Origin of the sequence: Nesterenkonia aethiopica (assembly GCF_039534665.1) — a bacterium.
Taxonomy (GTDB): domain Bacteria; phylum Actinomycetota; class Actinomycetes; order Actinomycetales; family Micrococcaceae; genus Nesterenkonia; species Nesterenkonia aethiopica.
In genome coordinates this window covers 19,855-35,437 of sequence record NZ_BAAAVT010000005.1, presented here as the reverse complement: position 1 = coordinate 35,437, position 15,583 = coordinate 19,855, and the positions used below count along the sequence as shown (strand labels likewise).

Sequence of the window (15,583 nt, the reverse complement as noted above, 5' to 3'; positions counted from 1 at the left end):
AACCTTTGAAGGTTGTTGGGGGCCCTCTGTCGTGGGCTTGCCCTTCGAAGCTCATCCCTCGTGGGACGCACCTCGCGGGATCAGCTCACCTGCTCTCGCTGGCCGATCATCTCCATCAAGCGATGCAGGTCTTCGATCGAGCCGAAGTCGATGGCGATCCGTCCCTTCTTCGCTCCCAGAGTGATCTTCACCTGGGTGTCCAGACGATCCGTGAGGGCGTCGGCGTACTCATCGAGCTGCTGGTAACGCGCGGTGGACGGCAGCCGTGTGGTTCCACGTGAAACACCGTTCCCCTGGTTCTGCTGCGCCATGGTCACAGCTTCCTCCGTCGCCCGGACCGACAAACCCTCAGCCACGATCCGCTTAGCGAGCTCTTCCATCTCCTCAGCACTTGAGAGTCCCAGGAGCGCCCGCGCGTGACCGGAGCTCAGGACCCCTGCGGCTACCCGGCGCTGGACCGCCGGAGGCAGCTTCATGAGCCTCAAGGTGTTGCTGATCTGCGGACGTGAGCGACCGATCTTCTCCGCCAGTTCATCCTGAGTGCAATTGAAGTCGTCCAGAAGCTGACGATAGGCGGCAGCCTCTTCGAGGGGATTGAGCTGGGATCTGTGGATGTTCTCCAACAGGGCATCACGGAGGAGGTCGTCGTCCCGAGTGGACCGCACGATAGCGGGGATGGTCATGCGCTCGGCGGCCATGCTCGCGCGCCAGCGACGCTCTCCCATGACCAGCTCGTACTGCTCAGGACCCACCTCGCGGACCACGATCGGTTGCAGGACACCGATCTCGCGGACGGAATGCACCAGCTCCGCCATGTCCTCTTCATCGAACTCCGTGCGGGGCTGTCGCGGATTGGGCTGGATGGCCCCCACGGCGACGGAACGGAACTCGGCACCATCCACGCTGCCCCCGTGCCCATTCTGGCTGACGGCCTCCGTCCAGGCATGCTGGGGCTCCACCGCCGACTCGACCCGTTCCTCGGCCTCTTGCGCCCCAGATCCGCGTCCGCCGTTGTGGTCGATCGTGCTGGCATCAGAGCCAGCAGCTGTAGGTTCCGGACGGACCGTCGCTGAGGCCGGCAGGGAGGCACTGCTCACGGGAGAGTCAGCGGATCCGGCCGTGCGTGCGGACTGGCGTTCACTCATCACGTCCGGCATCTGGGCACGACGGGCGCCAGATCGTCGGCTGGTGGTGGTGGGTTTCGCTCCGGGACGTGTTCCACGTGAAACCCGCTGGGTGCCCAAGTGTGACTTCGCAGAGAAGAAGACGTCAATGGGTCGTTCCGGCGTCTCAGCGACACTCGCCCCCTGAGTTGCGTCATCATTCACGTGGTCGGGGGTCTCCGGAGCGGATGGACCGTCACTCTGCCGCGCAGCGCCGATGTCATGATCGTCGCTCGGCTCCTCGTCGACTCGCCCATCCAGAGGGGCCGTCGCCTCATGCCCTCGCTCCACGGGGGATCCGGCAGGCTCAGCACCTGATGGCGCCTGACCGGGGGAGGTTTCATGTGAAACGTCGTCCGCACCGGGGTTCTCACCGGCCAGTGCCTCCTGTTCCTGGGAGTCGCTGTTGATCAGGGCGCCCAGACCCCGACCCAGCCCCCGCCTCTTCCGCTCTGCCATTGCAGGCCACCTTCCTTGTCTCGCCGGCTCACCACGTTCCGGACCGTGGACTATTCTACGGCCCGAAGCAGAGATCATTCCTGCAGCCTTCAACCCAGCGTTTCACGTGGAACGATGTCACAGCCGGCGGGGCTGACATGATGGGAGGGCCGCACCAGCAGAGATGGATGCCTCTTCCGAGGCCCGCATCCTTCTCGGAGGTCCTCCTGTGTGGGTTGCGCGACTCGGAAGGGCGCTTCATGTCGCCACCAGAGACGACTCCCAGGTGCGTATACAGAGCCGCGACAGGCGTCACCTCCGGGGGATCGCGCACCTCTCCGCTCTGCCATGGATCGCAAGGTTTCACGTGGAACCGTCGGCCTCGGATCAGCCCGCCGTTGCGCCGCGTTCGCCACCGCCTGTGCCGCGGTACCCCTCCGGCAGTGTCTCCGCACGAGCGGACCATCATCTCAGGACTTCTCATGAGAAGCGCCGAATCGCATCGTTCCACGTGAAACAGCCTCGACTGAACACCCGACGTCCTGGGCGCCCTGCGCCCGGCACGGCACCCCTCACTGTTCACGGCGAGCGGACGCTGGTGTGATGGCCCCTGATCTTCGAAGGGCAGCGTTCGGGAAGAGGCAGCGCAGTCGATCCGGCCGCACGGCCGGGGATGCGATGGCGTTCCACGTGAAACGGGCCTCCAACTAAGCGTCACGTCTCACCGTCCAGCTGCCGGGGTGCAGGGGTGCAGGGGACCGCAGCATCCGATTCTGATCCGCTCCCTCTTTCCCCCGGCCAGATCGGTAGGCACCCAAGTGCACGGGCTCCCAGCGCACAGAACACGACACCGCCGAGGTCACCAGCTCCGAGGACGTCCTGGGAATCGGGGTATCGCATGGGACGATCTGATATCCCGCCAGTCCTGTTCCACGTGGATCGCCTGCGCCTTCGCGGGGACTGGCCCGGGCACACGAGACGCGGTCGGAGCTCTTGGCTCGCCCCTCGCCAGGCGGCTCGTGGGGACAGGATCCAAAAGAAGATGACTCATGACAATGTGAGCCGACGCCGGCGACCGTCGTTTCACGTGGAACTCTCGGCGCCACGCCCATGAAGGAACCATGACGCGGCCGTCATCAGCGCTGGGAGGCTGCTCCCCGCGTCACGATCTCCGCAGCGGCCTCCAGATACGCCAGGGCGCCCGTCGAGGAGGGATCGTAGGAGATCACGCTCTGCTGGTAGGAGGGGGCTTCCGAGATCCGCACATTGCGAGGGATGAGGGTGTCCAGCACGGCCTCCGGGAAATGCTCGCGGACTTCCTCGGCTACCTGTGAGGCCAGACGTGTGCGACCGTCGTACATCGTCAACACGATCGTCGAGACGGTGAGTGGGGGATTCAGGTGCTTCTGAATCATCTGAATGTTGTTCAGCAGCTGGCTCAGACCCTCCAGCGCGTAGTACTCACACTGGATGGGAATGAGCACCTCCCGCGCCGCCACAAACGCGTTGACGGTCAGCAGGCCCAAGCTGGGAGGGCAGTCGATGAACACATAGTCCAGACGCTCCAGCCCCTGCTCCTCGCGGTACCGGTGGTACTGGTCCAGTGCGCGCTGGAGACGCTGCTCCCTCGCCACCAGGGAGACCAGCTCGATCTCTGCGCCGGCCAGGTGGATCGTCGCCGGGACCACCTGCAGCCGGTCCAGGTCAGGACAGTCGGCCACGACGTCGGCCAGGGAGAGGTCGTCGATCAGGACGTCATAGATCGAGTCCGTGTCTGCCGAATGGGGGACTCCCAGTGCCGTAGAGGCATTGCCCTGGGGGTCGATGTCGATCACCAAGACCTGGAATCCCTGGTCAGCCAGAGCCGCGGCGAGGTTCACCGTGGTCGTGGTCTTCCCCACCCCACCCTTCTGATTGGAGACCGTGATGGTGCGGGTGGTCTCGGGGCGCTGGAGCTCGGTCGCAGAGAGGACCTGCCGCCGTCGCCGTTCGTCAGCCAGCTCCGCCGCCAGCGGCGATGACGCGTCCATGCCGTCGAGGATCGATGATCCACGGGCGGTCTCGGCGGCCTGCTGCGCCGCTTCGCCCGTCGACGCGCCGGTGCCGCGTGTTCTGTCCTGGCTCGCCACAGGTCATCCCTCCCAAGGATCCGACGATCATCGGCGCCGACCCAGCGGTCAGCACCTCCAGCAGTCTAGGACACGCCCCTGACCGGAGGCATCCGCAACTTCCAGGTGAGGTCGAGGTCGGCCGCCCGCGCGTCCTCGCATTCCGGTGACGGTGCGCCCCGGTGGCGGACACGCCGATGTCAACGGCGCGGGCAGCGCAACACCGTCGTCGTCTCCTCCAGAAGTCCCTCTCCCAGCTGCTCCACCACGGGACGGCCCAGACGATGCTTGGAGAACAGCTTGCGTGCCGCCGTGATCTCCTGGTCCACGCTGCGGCCCTTCAGGAGCAGAAGCTCACCGTCGTCCGCCAACAACGGAACTGTCAGGGGAATGAGCTTCTTCAGGGCTGACACGGCGCGTGCGGTGACGACGTCGGCCATCACCTCGTCGGTGACCTCCTCGGCACGCGCCCGGATCAACTCTACATTGTCGAGCCCGAGGTCCTTCACCACCGCGTCCATCCACTGGACACGGCGTTCCATCGGCTCGATCAGCTGGAAGCCCACATCGGGCCGGGCCAGGGCCAGGGCGATTCCGGGCAGGCCGGCTCCGGAGCCGACGTCGGCCACGGTGCCGCCGGCCGGCAGCTCCGGACCCAGCACCGCACAGTTGAGGACATGCCGGGACCACATGCGTGGCACTTCCCGGGGACCCAGCAGGCCGTGCTCGATCCCCGTGCCGCACAGGTGCTCCACGTACCGTTCCGCCAGCGGCAGACGCTCCCCGAACAGCACCTCCGCGGCACGACGCTCCGCCGCGGTCAGCTCCGGGGGCTCCTGGGCGGGCCCGTGGCCCTCCTGGGCACCGGACAGCGCAGGCTCGTCCCCGTGTACGTGTGCGGCGGCCTCAGCGTCAGCGGCACGTCGCTGAGCCTCGACGTCGCCGAGGTCCTCATGCTGCGGTCGAGTCATCCTGCGTCCCCCTGATGTCCGCCGGGTCATGCCGGCTGCCGGTCTGCTGATCGATCGATGCGCGCGATGCCTTCCGTCGGTGGAGGTCCGCTCCCTCAGGAGGCGGAGACCACCACGTGACGACGCTTGCCCTCACCTTCGGATTCGCTGACGAGTCCCGCCTCAGCCACGAAGTCGTGGACGATCTTGCGCTCGTAGGCGCTCATCGGCTCCAGATGGACATCCTCACCGTGCTCGCGCACCTCGGCGATGGCGTCGTCGGCCTGCTTCTTGAGCTCCACCTGCCGTCGCTCGCGATGGCCTGCGATGTCGAGCACCAGCCGCGTGCGTTCGCCGGTGGCAGTCAGCACGGCCAGCCGGGACAGCTCCTGCAGCGCGTCGAGCACCTCGCCCTGGGGGCCGACGAGGTCGTTGAGCTCATCTCCGCCCTCCTCGGCCACGATGGAGATGAACGTCCGGTCCCCACGGATCTCGATGTCGATGTCACCGTCGAGGTCCGCAATGTCCAGCAGCTCCTCGAGATAGTCCGCGGCGATGTCACCTTCGTCCATGTCTCCGCCGTCTGCCCCGTCTCCACCCTCGGCCCCGTCTCCACCCTCGGCCCCGTCTCCACCCTCAGTGTCGTCGGTGTCATCGGCGTCCACCAGCGGCTCCGATGGGGCCCCTGCGGAGGAGCCGGCCGCCTCCACGGTCTGCTCGGCGGTCTCGTCTGCCGGCTGCACGTCCTCGGACTCCACGGGGTGCTCAGTCTGCATCTGGCTCATCACTTCTTCTTCCTCTTCTTCTTCGAAGGCTGCGCCTGCTGACCGCGGTGCTTGCCGGTCGGCTTGGGCTTGTCCTCCTGCGTGGACTCGGGCTTCTCGTTGATGGGCGGCAGACCCTTGGCTGCGCGGCGCAGGTTGAGCTCCTTCTCGGCCAGCGACCCCGGCGTCGGGTTGTTCCGGATGACCCACCACTGCTGGCCCATCGTCCAGAAGTTCGTGGCGGTCCAGTAGATCAGCACACCGACGGGGAAGTTCACACCGCCGATGACGAAGACGAGCGGCAGCATGTAGAGCATCATCTTCTGCGTCTGGGCGAACTGGCCCTGGAGGGCGGCCTCAGACATGTTCTTGCTCATCAGCTGCTTCTGGGTGAAGAACTGGGTGAGCACCATGGCCACGATCATGATCGAGGTCATGATCACCACATGCCATTCGGTGGGGTCCGACTGGAAGGAGGGCAGGAAGATGTCGGACATGCCGACGCCGAGCAGCTCCGAGCCGTCGAAGCTCTGCACCTCACCAGCGCTCAGCGCCCCATAGCCGTCCTGCTGGTACTGCTCCTGACGCATACGGTTGAGCATCCAGAACAGGGCGAAGAACACCGGCATCTGAGCCAGCAGCGGCAGGCAGGTCATGAACGGATTGACCTTGTGCTTCTTGAACAGCGCCTGCTGCTCCTGGGCCATCGCCTGCCGGGAGACCGGGTCCTTCTTGCCCTTGTACTTCGCCTGGAGCTTCTGCACCTCCGGCTGGATGATCTGCATCCCACGCTGGGACTTGATCTGCCGCACGAACAGCGGGATCAGGATCACACGGATGACGATCACCAGCAGGATGATCGAGAGGGTCCAGTTCCAGCCGGACTCGGGGTCCAGCCCCAGGAAAGTGAGAGCTGTGTGGAACAAGCTCAGGATGAAGGAGACCGCCCAGGTGAACGGCGTCATCAGTGTGTCGAAAAAGCCCATATGTCTCTCAAGTCGTCGGCCCGGGCATGGTCAGCGCTGCCCGGAGTCTGCTGGATGCACGCCTTCACCCTGCGAGGCGGGCGCCTCCGCATCGCTCGGTGCGCGCCCGTCGTCGGCGCAGTCGTGGTCCAGGGGGATCGGCGGATGGTTTGTCTCTATGATCGACGGTGCTGACCCCCGGGGCCAAATCCGCCTGCCCACCGGCACGTGGTCCACTCCGCCACCGGTGAAGGGATTGCAGCGCAGGATCCGCCAAGCGGTGAGCAGCGAGCCCCTGACCGCCCCATGCACCGTGACCGCCTCCAGCCCGTAGGCCGAACAGCTGGGGTAGTAGCTGCAGACCTGACCGTACAGCGGAGAGATGACGCGGCGGTAGCCCTTCAGGAGGGCTCCCAGCAGCTGCGACGGCAGGCGGCGCAGCCTGCCCCAGTGCTGGCTGCGGACCTCGTGGGCGTTCGGCTGCGTCCGGGGAAGACCAGGGGTCTCCCCAACGGCCACGTAGTAGTCGCTGTGCCGAACCCACTCCGGACCCGCATCGCGGCTCGGACGGTCATCCCGCATCGGGCTCCCCCTCCCGACGACGGCGAGCCTTGCGCACCGCACGCAGCAGCGTCGACCGCACTTCCGAGATCAGCTCGTCGTGGGCCGCCTCCACGGCCGCCGGCAGGGCACGGACGACGACGTCGAGCCGCGCCCCCTCGGGCACCTCCACCGAACCTTCGCGCATGATGTCCCAGATGATGTGCCGCAGGCGCCGTTGGGTACGGTGCCGAACCACGGAGTTGCCCACCGCCTTGGAGACGATGAATCCACAGCGCCATGCCGTGGCGTCGGGGCCGACCCCCGGCGCTGGATCACCGGGATGGTTCGGCCGGTCCGCCAGCCGGGCGGAGATCACCACACATGATCCTCCCGCCCGTCCACCGGCCCTCGTGACGGCACGGAAGTCCGACGCCACGGTGACACGATGACGGCGGGGAAGCATGCGCGATGTCCTCCGGTCGGTCGGGCTGGGGCTGGCCTTCGGGGCCGGGCGAGCCGAATCCGAGGCCCCAGATGCACGAACGGCCCGTACCCTCGAACGGGACGGGCCGTGGGTGCGGCGACGCGAAGGCGCCGCCCTGAGCCGTCGGGCGGCTCAGCTGACGTGGATCAGGCCGAGAGCGTCTTGCGGCCCCGGCTGCGGCGTGCCGAGATGATGGAACGGCCGGCACGGGTGCGCATACGAGAACGGAAGCCGTGCTTGCGGCTGCGACGGCGGTTGCTCGGCTGGAAAGTCCGCTTGCTCACTGTGTACTCCCACTGGATGGTTCGAAGTCTTCGGTGGAGACCGAACCGTCTGGTCGGCTCCAACTGCGGCGGGCCGAAAGTCTCGTCCCCGCACGCCTGAGTCGGTGTCCCCTCGGTCCGGGCACGCCAGAGGGCATGCGCCATTCAGAGCGACCTGTCAACACTAGACGCCGCATCGGCGCGTCGTCAAGTCGGGCCCTGCCGACAGGCGGACGGCCTCGCATCTGCGGAGGGCGCACCCTACACCACTTATCCACTGCTGTGCATAAGCCTGTGCAGAAGCTCGGCGTTCTCCACACGTCTTCCACAGTCGTGGAGAGGCCCCACCATACGGATCCGAGACCTTCGGCAGGGACGTCACAGCAATTTCTGGCGCCGGGCTCTTGTGCACTGAATGAACGTTAAGTTAGCGTCGTTCCAGCAGGGCTGAACGTACGTTCAGTCGATGTTCCGTCCGGCGCACCGCGTTCGTTCCTCAGCATGCGTCGCCCCACTCCCGAGGAGGTCCACATGGTCACCCCGAGCACGGACTCAGAGCGCGACGGGCTCGACCCCCGGACCGCCGCCGCCAGTCACAACGTCACCGGCACCGGCAACACCTCCCCGCCCGCACAGGACACAGAAGCCGCGGAGACTTCCGGCGCCGATCGCATCCTGGACGCGGCCATCGAGCTGTTCGGCGAGCATGGCTTCTCCGGGACCAGCCTGAAGGCGATCGCCCAGCGGGCCGGCGTCTCCGCGCCCCTGGTCATCCACCACTTCGGTTCCAAGGCCGGTCTGCGCAAGGCGTGCGACGAACGGGTCGCGGAGCTCTTCTACCAGTTCAAGAGCGAATCGATCGCCCGGTCTCGGCCCGCCCTTCCGCGGAACTACGTGATGGAGGCCATCCAGGCCTCGGGCCCGATCATCCACTACCTGCTGCAGGCCTTCCTGGCCGGCGGCGACGAGATCGACGCCCTCATGGACCGTCTGGTGGAGGACTCACTGGAGTACACCGCGGAAGCCGAACGGATCGGCCTGATCCACCCCAGTGCGAATCCCAGGAACCGAGCCGTGGTGATGCTCCTGCAGTCTTTCGGCGCCCTGATGCTGCACAAGCAGATGAAGCGCCTGCTGGGCGCCAGTCCGCTGGAGGACTCTCCCGAGGATCTGGCCCCCTACATGTCCGCGGTCCTGGAGCTCTACACCCGCCCGGTGCTCAACGCCGAGGTGTACGGGGAGCTCGCCCGGCAGCTCCGCGAGACCCAACCCGAGCCGACCGCCGACGACACCCCCGTCGGCCACACTCCCTCCGACATCGACCACCAGCCCTGACCCGGGCAGCTCCCCACCACAGGACACCGTCGTCGCCCGGTCCGGGAATCACACTCCGCCCGCCACCCGCGGGCCCCACGAAAGGACCAGGCGTGATGAGTGAGAACCCTCCGGTCATCCGCACCGAGAAGCTCGTCAAGCGTTTCGGCGCCGTGCGCGCCCTCGACGAGCTCGATCTGACCATCGCCACCGGCGAGGTCCATGGCTTCCTCGGCCCCAACGGGGCCGGGAAGTCCACCACCATGCGCGTGCTGCTCGGTCTGCTGCGCGCCGACTCCGGCACCGTCGAGATGTTCGGGCGGGACCCGTGGCGCCACGCCGTCGCCCTTCACCGACGGCTGGCCTATGTGCCCGGCGACGTCGAGCTGTGGCCCAACCTGACCGGTGGTGAAGTGATCGACATGTTCCTCCGGCTGCGAGGTCCGTACTCCACGGCCCGCCGGGACGAGCTCATCGAGCGCTTCGCGTTGGACCCCCGGAAGAAGACCCGTACCTACTCGAAGGGCAACCGTCAGAAGGTCGCGCTCATCTCCGCCCTGGCCTCCGATGTCGACCTGCTGCTGCTCGACGAGCCGACGGCCGGTCTCGACCCTCTGATGGAGGTCGTCTTCCAGCAGACCATCAAGGAGGCCACACAGAACGGTCGGTCCGTCCTGCTCTCCAGCCACATCCTGGCTCAGGTGGAGGCCCTCTCGGACCGAATCTCGATCATCCGCGCCGGCCAGGTGGTCGAATCCGGCACGCTCTCTGAGCTGCGACACATGACCCGCACCACCATCGAGGTGGAGACGGCCCGACCCGCCGGGGAGATCGCCGGCAAGTCAGGAGTCCATGACTTCCGCACCGAAGGGGAGCGGATCATCTTCGAGGTCGACGGCGAACGCGTCGAAGACCTCATGCACCAGCTCGCACCGCTCGGGGTCCGGTCGCTGGTGGCCCATCCGCCGACGCTCGAGCAGCTGCTGATGCGTCACTACGGCGAGGACCTCGGCCACCGCAGTGTGGCCGAGGGCGCGCAGAAGGGGTGACACGCCATGCCTGAGACCACGAGCGGCACCCTGCCGCACACCTCCGTCTCCCCAGCTCCGACCGATGTCGCACCGTTGGCCCGCACCGGGTCGCTGCTGCGCTTCATGCTGCGCCGGGATCGCATTCGGCTCAGCATCTGGGTGCTGGGCATCGGCCTGATGGCCCTGTACTTCTCCAACGCCATCCAGGTCATCGCCGACGGTGTCGAGGAGCTCGCGCAGATGGCGGTGCTCTTCAGCGACCCCGTCGGCCGCATGATGACCGGTCCCGCCTTCGGCATGGACGAGCCGTCCTTCGAGCGGTTCTACGCCGCCGGGTACGTGCTCTTCCTGTACATCCTCTTCGCCCTGATGAGCGTCTTCCTGCTGGTCCGCCACACCCGGACGGAGGAGCAGACGGGTCGGGCCGAACTGGTGCGGGCCAATGTGGTGGGTCGGCATGCGACGCTGACCGCCGCCCTGCTGCTCACCGGCGGGGCCAACGCCGGCGCGGCCGTCCTCGTCTGGGTGGCCTCCGGTCCAGTCGCCGGCTATGACGCGGCGGGAACTGCCCTGGTCGCCGCAGGGGGCTTCTCCGTGGGCCTCTTCTTCATGGGAGCCGCCGCGGTGGCCGCCCAGCTGAGCCAGTCCTCACGGGGAGCCTCAGCCATGGCCGGGGGACTCCTGGGCCTGGCCTATCTGATCCGCATGGGCGGTGACATGGTGGAGCAGGGCGGCAGCGCGCTGTCCTGGTTCTCCCCGCTGGCGTGGTCCCAGCAGACAGCCCCCTACGTGGAGGACCGCTGGTGGCCGCTGCTGCTGCCGCTGGTCGCGGCGGCCGGGACGGTCGCCCTGGGCTTCTGGCTCAGCACCCGGCGTGACGTGGGCGCCAGCCTGGTGCCCCCTCGGCTCGGACGGGCCACCGCCCGGCCGTCGTTGGGCACCCCGGTCGGCATGGCCCTGCGAGTTCTGCACGGGATGCTCCGTGGCTGGGCCATCGCCCTGGTCCTGGCCGCCCTGATGTTCGGCAGCTATGCCGAATCGATGGTCGACGCCGCAGACGGGCTCCCTGAAGAGGTCGCGATGATCATGACGGGGGACGACCTCATGTTGGGCTACCTGGCCTACATGTCGCTGTTCCTGGCCATCTTCGTGGCCGCCGCAGGAGTGAGCGGCCTGCAGGTCCTGCGCAGCGAGGAGGTCCACGGCCGCGCCGAGTTCGCCCTCTCGCTGCCCATGAGCCGCACCACGTGGCTGGGGGCGCATCTGGCGGTCCTCCTCGGCGGACTGCTGGCCCTGACCCTGCTGGTGGGTCTGGGGACTGCTGTGGGGGCGGGCGCCTCGCTCGGCGACCTGGAGCACACAGGGAGCCTGCTGCTGGCCGGGCTGCATCAGTTCCCCGCGGTGCTGGCCGTGGTGGGCATCGTCGTCGCCCTGTTCGGCTGGGTGCCGCGGATCGCGGGCACCGTGGGCTGGGTCATCATCGCCTTCTCCGGCATTGCCACGAACTTCGGTCCGATGCTGGACCTGCCGGACGCGGTGCTGAACCTGAACGTGTTCGGTCACTTGGCTCAGCACCCGGTGGAGGACATCACCCTGGCCCCCGTCCTCTGGCTCAGCACCCTCGGCGTGGCCGGCCTGGTGCTCGGCCTGCTCGGGTGGCGTCGACGCGAGGTCAACCGAGTATGAGCCGCTGACCGTTCTCCACATTTCCACAGCCCATTCCACAGGACCGGGGGCTGCTCGTCCCCTGCGCGGAGGAGCGGCCCCCGGAGGCTGTACGGGGACATGTCTCCCCGCATCATCCGTCACCCATCACGTGGCCCCGCCGCCCGCATGATCACGGGGATCTCCCCACCCTTCCGACTGACGGCTCAGCGTCCAGGGCAGTAGACTCGACGCACCGCCCGGCCGGGTCCTGCACGGTCCGTGCCAGCGGCGGTGTGCACATTGACTGCACATTCTCTGCACACCACGGAGGCAGAAATCCACAGGTGCGCGCGATACAGTCGACAAGCACAGGGACGGCGGCCACGCCGCGGCCCACAGCATTCATCGTCGTCGCAGGAGGGGAGCAGCGTGTCTGCCGACTCGGAAGTCAACGTGCCGGTCAAATGGCAGCAGGTGCTCACGGAACTCCGCGAGAACCACGGCATCACCGGACTCAAGCTGACCGACGTCGGCCGGGCCGTCCCCCAGGGTGACCAGCTGATCGGGGACACCCTGCTGCTGGCCGTTCCGCACGAGCGGGTGCGCGAGCTCATGCAGTCCACGCTCCAGCAGCAGCTCTCCGAAGCGCTGCGTGCCGTGTTCGGCAGGGACATCCTGTGCGCCTACGTCATCGACCCCGGCCTGGCCGCACGTCAGAAGGCCGAGTCCTCCGAGGCGCCCTCCGGGGAGCGGCCGGGCCCCGGCGTCCCCCTCTCGGGACGCGGCGAGTCAGCAGTCTCGGCCGCCTCGGCCTCGTCCACGGCCGTCGACGACGTCTACCCCGCGCCCGGCGAGTCCTTCGCCGATCCGCGGACCCAGCTGCGGCAGGATCCTCCCGCTCCGACGCGAGGACATGCTCCCCAGATGCCCGTGCCGCCGTCGGGCCTGGCCGGCAACGGGACCATCCCGCCGACGCCGTCGGACCCGCGACCCAGCGGGAGCTTCGAGACTTCCCGGCTGAACCCGCGCTACACCTTCGACACCTTCGTGATCGGGTCCTCCAACCGCTTCGCCCACGCCGCGGCCAACGCGGTGGCCGAGGCGCCGGCGAAGGCCTACAACCCGCTGTTCATCTATGGCGACTCCGGTCTGGGCAAGACTCACCTGCTGCACGCGATCGGTCACTACGCCCAGCGGCTCTACAGCGGGATCCGCGTCCGATACGTGAACTCGGAGGAGTTCACCAATGACTTCATCAACTCGATCCGCGACGACGAAGGCGCCAGCTTCAAGCATCTCTACCGCAATGTGGACGTGCTGCTGCTCGACGACATCCAGTTCCTGGCGGACAAGGAACGGACGGTGGAGGAGTTCTTCCACACGTTCAACACGCTCTACAACAACAACAAGCAGGTCGTGATCACCTCGGATCTGCCGCCCAAGCAGCTCTCCGGATTCGAGGAGCGGCTGCGCTCCCGTTTCGAGTGGGGGCTGATCACCGACATCCAGCCGCCCGATCTGGAGACCCGCATCGCGATCCTGCGGAAGAAGGCCACGGCGGAGAACTTCTCCTGCCCGGACGACGTCCTGGAGTACATCGCCTCGAAGATCTCCACGAACATCCGCGAGCTGGAGGGCGCACTGATCCGCGTGACCGCCTACGCCTCACTGAACAAGCAGCCGGTTGACCTCCCCCTGGCGGAGCAGGTGATGCGGGATCTGATCTCGGACGACCATGTCCAGGAGATCACGGCGGAGCAGATCATCAACGCCACTGCCGAGTACTACAGCTTCACCGTGGACGACCTGATGTCGAAGTCGCGGAACCGGACCCTGGTCACGGCCCGACAGATCGCCATGTACCTGCTCCGTGAGCTCACGGAGATGTCCCTGCCCAAGATCGGCCAGGCGCTGGGCGGCCGCGACCACACCACCGTCATCTATGCGGAGCGCAAGATCCGCGAGCTGATGGCCGAGCGGAGGGCCGTGTTCAACCAGGTCACCGAGCTGACGAACAAGATCAAGCAGCAGCGCTGACGCTGCCGCGCTTCCCTGGACCCTCCAGGCGCGCATGTCGCGCAGGTCTCCATCGACCTGCTGTCAAGTCCATGGTCCACTGCTGTGGAGAATGTCGTCGTGCACAGCTCACATGGATGTAGTTCCGCAGGATGAGCGCGATCCGCGGCTGCGGCGAATCTCGTCATCCACAGTTTTTCTCACATATCCACAGGTATCGGTGGAGTTTGTCCACTGCCGTTCCCACACCTGTGGATAACCCAGTGGAGAGAGCAGTGAAGAACTGACCCCACCCTGGGGATGAATCGCCCTGTCCTGCGGAGATCGCGAATCCGACCGCTGCGAGAATCCACCGCACGCCCACAGCACAAGCGGAGAGACTTCACTTAACTGTGCACATCGAGATCCCGGCGCATTCGCCGATCGAGGCAGTTATCCACAGAATCCACACCAGTTGTTAACACTGCTCCACTCCACCAGAGAGAAAAGAGAGAACATCACAGGGCGGGTGGGCCCACGGTGGCGACGACGGCGCCGCCGGCGACACGCCGTGCACAAGATATGGGGCCGAAGCGGCCTTGACTCGGCACATATCGTGGTGGATGCGGTGGCATCAAGCCCGGGCCAGCAGGTAAGCTCGACACTCGACACAGCAGCCGTGATGCTTGACAACTGCTCCACAGACGCTCCATGCGTCGATCCAGCGGTCCGAGCTCCCGACGGCTGGTCCCGACCGGCAGCACCGAAAGGCGGAGATCAGTGAAGTTCACTGCGGAGCGCGACGTCCTCACCGAGGCGGTCTCCTGGGCGGCTCGTTCCCTCTCCCCCAGGCCTCCGGCCCCTGTGCTCTCGGGTCTGCTGATCACAGCTGAGGACCAGACCGTAACGATCTCGAGCTTCGATCACGAGATTTCCGCTCAGCTGCACATCGAGGCCGAGGTCGAGCAGCAGGGCACCGTTCTGGTCTCCGGACGTCTGCTCAATGACATCGTCAAGGCTCTCCCGGACGCTCCGGTCACCGTGGAGCTCCAGGACTCGAAGGCTGTGGTGACCTGTCGGTCCTCCCGATTCACCCTCGCGACCATGCCTGTCGACGAGTACCCGGAGCTCCCTGGCCTGCCGGAGCTCTCCGGAACCGTCGACGGCGCGGCATTCGCCCGTGCCGTCTCCCAGGTCAGCACCGCGGCCTCGAAAGACGACACGCTGCCGATCCTCACCGGGGTTAAGGTCGAGTTCGAAGGTGACAGGATGACGTTCCTGGCCACGGACCGGTACCGGCTGGCCATGCGGGAGATCACCTGGGCCCCTACCCAGCCGGACATCTCCACCTCCGCGCTCATCAAGGGCAAGACCCTCAACGATGTCGCGAAGTCGCTGGCGGGCTCAGGCGAACTGTCGATCTCGTTGAGCCAGGACACCGACCTGGTCGGCTTCAGCTCGGGAGGCCGACGCTCCACGAGCGTCCTGGTGGACGGTGACTACCCGAAGATCCGCCAGCTGTTCCCCGAGGAGACTCCGATCCATGCCGTGGTCCGGACTGCGGAGCTGATCGAGGCGGCCCGGCGCGTGTCCCTGGTCGCCGAGCGGAACTCCCATGTGCGGCTGCAGTTCACCGAGGAGGGTCAGGTCGTCCTGGACGCTGGCGCCGACGACGCGGCAGCCGCCTCCGAGGTCATCTCTGCGGAGCTGACCGGGGAACCGATCACCGTGGGGTTCAACCCGAGCTACCTCAACGAGGGTCTCAACGTCATCGACACCGAGTACCTGCGCTTCTCCTTCGTCTCTGCGCCGAAACCTGCCATGATCACGGGTCAGGAGACTCCGGACGGCGAAAACTCCACCGACTTCCGCTATCTGTTGATGCCGGTCCGGCTGATCAACCAGTAGCCCACGAGCG

General features: G+C 66.7%; 13 protein-coding genes. 5 read left to right on the top strand and 8 right to left on the bottom strand.

Going from position 1 to position 15,583, the window contains the following annotated elements:
• Nucleotides 1-80: 80 nt before the first annotated feature.
• From ABD658_RS04520 to rpmH, 8 genes are all read right to left on the bottom strand, one after another.
• Nucleotides 81-1,622 carry a ParB/RepB/Spo0J family partition protein gene (locus ABD658_RS04520; RefSeq protein ID WP_425574469.1) on the bottom strand — a complete coding sequence of 514 codons (1,542 nt, stop codon included), beginning with the start codon at nt 1,620-1,622 and terminating at the stop codon, nt 81-83.
• Nucleotides 1,623-2,737: 1,115 nt separating this feature from the next.
• Nucleotides 2,738-3,631 carry a ParA family protein gene (locus tag ABD658_RS04515; protein WP_396954367.1) on the bottom strand — a complete coding sequence of 298 codons (894 nt, stop codon included), beginning with the start codon at nt 3,629-3,631 and terminating at the stop codon, nt 2,738-2,740.
• A 278-nt stretch (nt 3,632-3,909) separates the two neighbouring features.
• A complete protein-coding gene (gene rsmG, locus ABD658_RS04510; RefSeq protein WP_344684519.1) occupies nt 3,910-4,680 on the bottom strand; it encodes a 16S rRNA (guanine(527)-N(7))-methyltransferase RsmG in 771 nt (256 codons plus the stop codon).
• A 95-nt stretch (nt 4,681-4,775) separates the two neighbouring features.
• On the bottom strand, nt 4,776-5,444 hold the full coding sequence (locus ABD658_RS04505; protein ID WP_344684517.1) for a Jag family protein: 669 nt from the start codon (nt 5,442-5,444) through the stop codon (nt 4,776-4,778).
• A complete protein-coding gene (gene yidC / locus ABD658_RS04500; RefSeq protein WP_344684515.1) occupies nt 5,444-6,409 on the bottom strand; it encodes a membrane protein insertase YidC in 966 nt (321 codons plus the stop codon). Before yidC ends, ABD658_RS04505 begins: the two co-directional genes overlap by 1 nt.
• 30 nt (nt 6,410-6,439) lie before the next feature.
• On the bottom strand, nt 6,440-6,970 hold the full coding sequence (yidD, locus tag ABD658_RS04495; protein WP_344684513.1) for a membrane protein insertion efficiency factor YidD: 531 nt from the start codon (nt 6,968-6,970) through the stop codon (nt 6,440-6,442).
• A complete protein-coding gene (locus tag ABD658_RS04490) occupies nt 6,960-7,394 on the bottom strand; it encodes a ribonuclease P protein component (protein ID WP_344684511.1) in 435 nt (144 codons plus the stop codon). Before ABD658_RS04490 ends, yidD begins: the two co-directional genes overlap by 11 nt.
• A 167-nt stretch (nt 7,395-7,561) precedes the next feature.
• The gene (gene rpmH / locus ABD658_RS04485; RefSeq protein WP_083277696.1) at nt 7,562-7,699 is read right to left on the bottom strand and encodes a 50S ribosomal protein L34; all 138 of its coding nucleotides are present in this window, start codon (nt 7,697-7,699) and stop codon (nt 7,562-7,564) included.
• A gap of 510 nt (nt 7,700-8,209) precedes the next feature.
• Here rpmH and ABD658_RS04480 point away from each other — a divergent pair.
• The 5 genes from ABD658_RS04480 to dnaN all read left to right on the top strand — a co-directional run bounded on the left by ABD658_RS04480 (nt 8,210) and on the right by dnaN (nt 15,573).
• A complete protein-coding gene (locus ABD658_RS04480; RefSeq protein WP_344684508.1) occupies nt 8,210-9,013 on the top strand; it encodes a TetR/AcrR family transcriptional regulator in 804 nt (267 codons plus the stop codon).
• A gap of 95 nt (nt 9,014-9,108) precedes the next feature.
• Nucleotides 9,109-10,041, top strand: coding sequence for an ABC transporter ATP-binding protein (locus ABD658_RS04475; protein WP_344684506.1), 933 nt, complete (start codon nt 9,109-9,111; stop codon nt 10,039-10,041).
• A gap of 6 nt (nt 10,042-10,047) precedes the next feature.
• Entirely contained in the window at nt 10,048-11,709 is a 1,662-nt protein-coding gene (locus tag ABD658_RS04470; protein WP_344684504.1) for an ABC transporter permease, read from the top strand.
• Between the two features lie 390 nt (nt 11,710-12,099).
• Nucleotides 12,100-13,707: a chromosomal replication initiator protein DnaA gene (gene dnaA / locus ABD658_RS04465; RefSeq protein ID WP_344743964.1), complete on the top strand. Its 1,608-nt coding sequence runs from the start codon at nt 12,100-12,102 to the stop codon at nt 13,705-13,707.
• A 738-nt stretch (nt 13,708-14,445) separates the two neighbouring features.
• Nucleotides 14,446-15,573, top strand: a complete 1,128-nt coding sequence (gene dnaN / locus ABD658_RS04460; RefSeq protein WP_344684502.1) for a DNA polymerase III subunit beta — start codon at nt 14,446-14,448, stop codon at nt 15,571-15,573.
• Nucleotides 15,574-15,583: the final 10 nt, after the last annotated feature.

Excerpts from the sequence above, each read along its gene's own strand:
- ABD658_RS04475 (WP_344684506.1), top strand. The coding sequence starts at position 9,109 with ATGAGTGAGAACCCTCCGGTCATCCGCACCGAGAAGCTCGTCAAGCGT.
- ABD658_RS04515 (WP_396954367.1), bottom strand. The coding sequence starts at position 3,631 with ATGGACGCGTCATCGCCGCTGGCGGCGGAGCTGGCTGACGAACGGCGA.
- yidD (WP_344684513.1), bottom strand. The coding sequence starts at position 6,970 with ATGCGGGATGACCGTCCGAGCCGCGATGCGGGTCCGGAGTGGGTTCGG.
- ABD658_RS04480 (WP_344684508.1), top strand. The coding sequence starts at position 8,210 with ATGGTCACCCCGAGCACGGACTCAGAGCGCGACGGGCTCGACCCCCGG.
- ABD658_RS04490 (WP_344684511.1), bottom strand. The coding sequence starts at position 7,394 with ATGCTTCCCCGCCGTCATCGTGTCACCGTGGCGTCGGACTTCCGTGCC.
- rsmG (WP_344684519.1), bottom strand. The coding sequence starts at position 4,680 with ATGACTCGACCGCAGCATGAGGACCTCGGCGACGTCGAGGCTCAGCGA.
- ABD658_RS04520 (WP_425574469.1), bottom strand. The coding sequence starts at position 1,622 with ATGGCAGAGCGGAAGAGGCGGGGGCTGGGTCGGGGTCTGGGCGCCCTG.
- ABD658_RS04505 (WP_344684517.1), bottom strand. The coding sequence starts at position 5,444 with ATGAGCCAGATGCAGACTGAGCACCCCGTGGAGTCCGAGGACGTGCAG.
- yidC (WP_344684515.1), bottom strand. The coding sequence starts at position 6,409 with ATGGGCTTTTTCGACACACTGATGACGCCGTTCACCTGGGCGGTCTCC.
- ABD658_RS04470 (WP_344684504.1), top strand. The coding sequence starts at position 10,048 with ATGCCTGAGACCACGAGCGGCACCCTGCCGCACACCTCCGTCTCCCCA.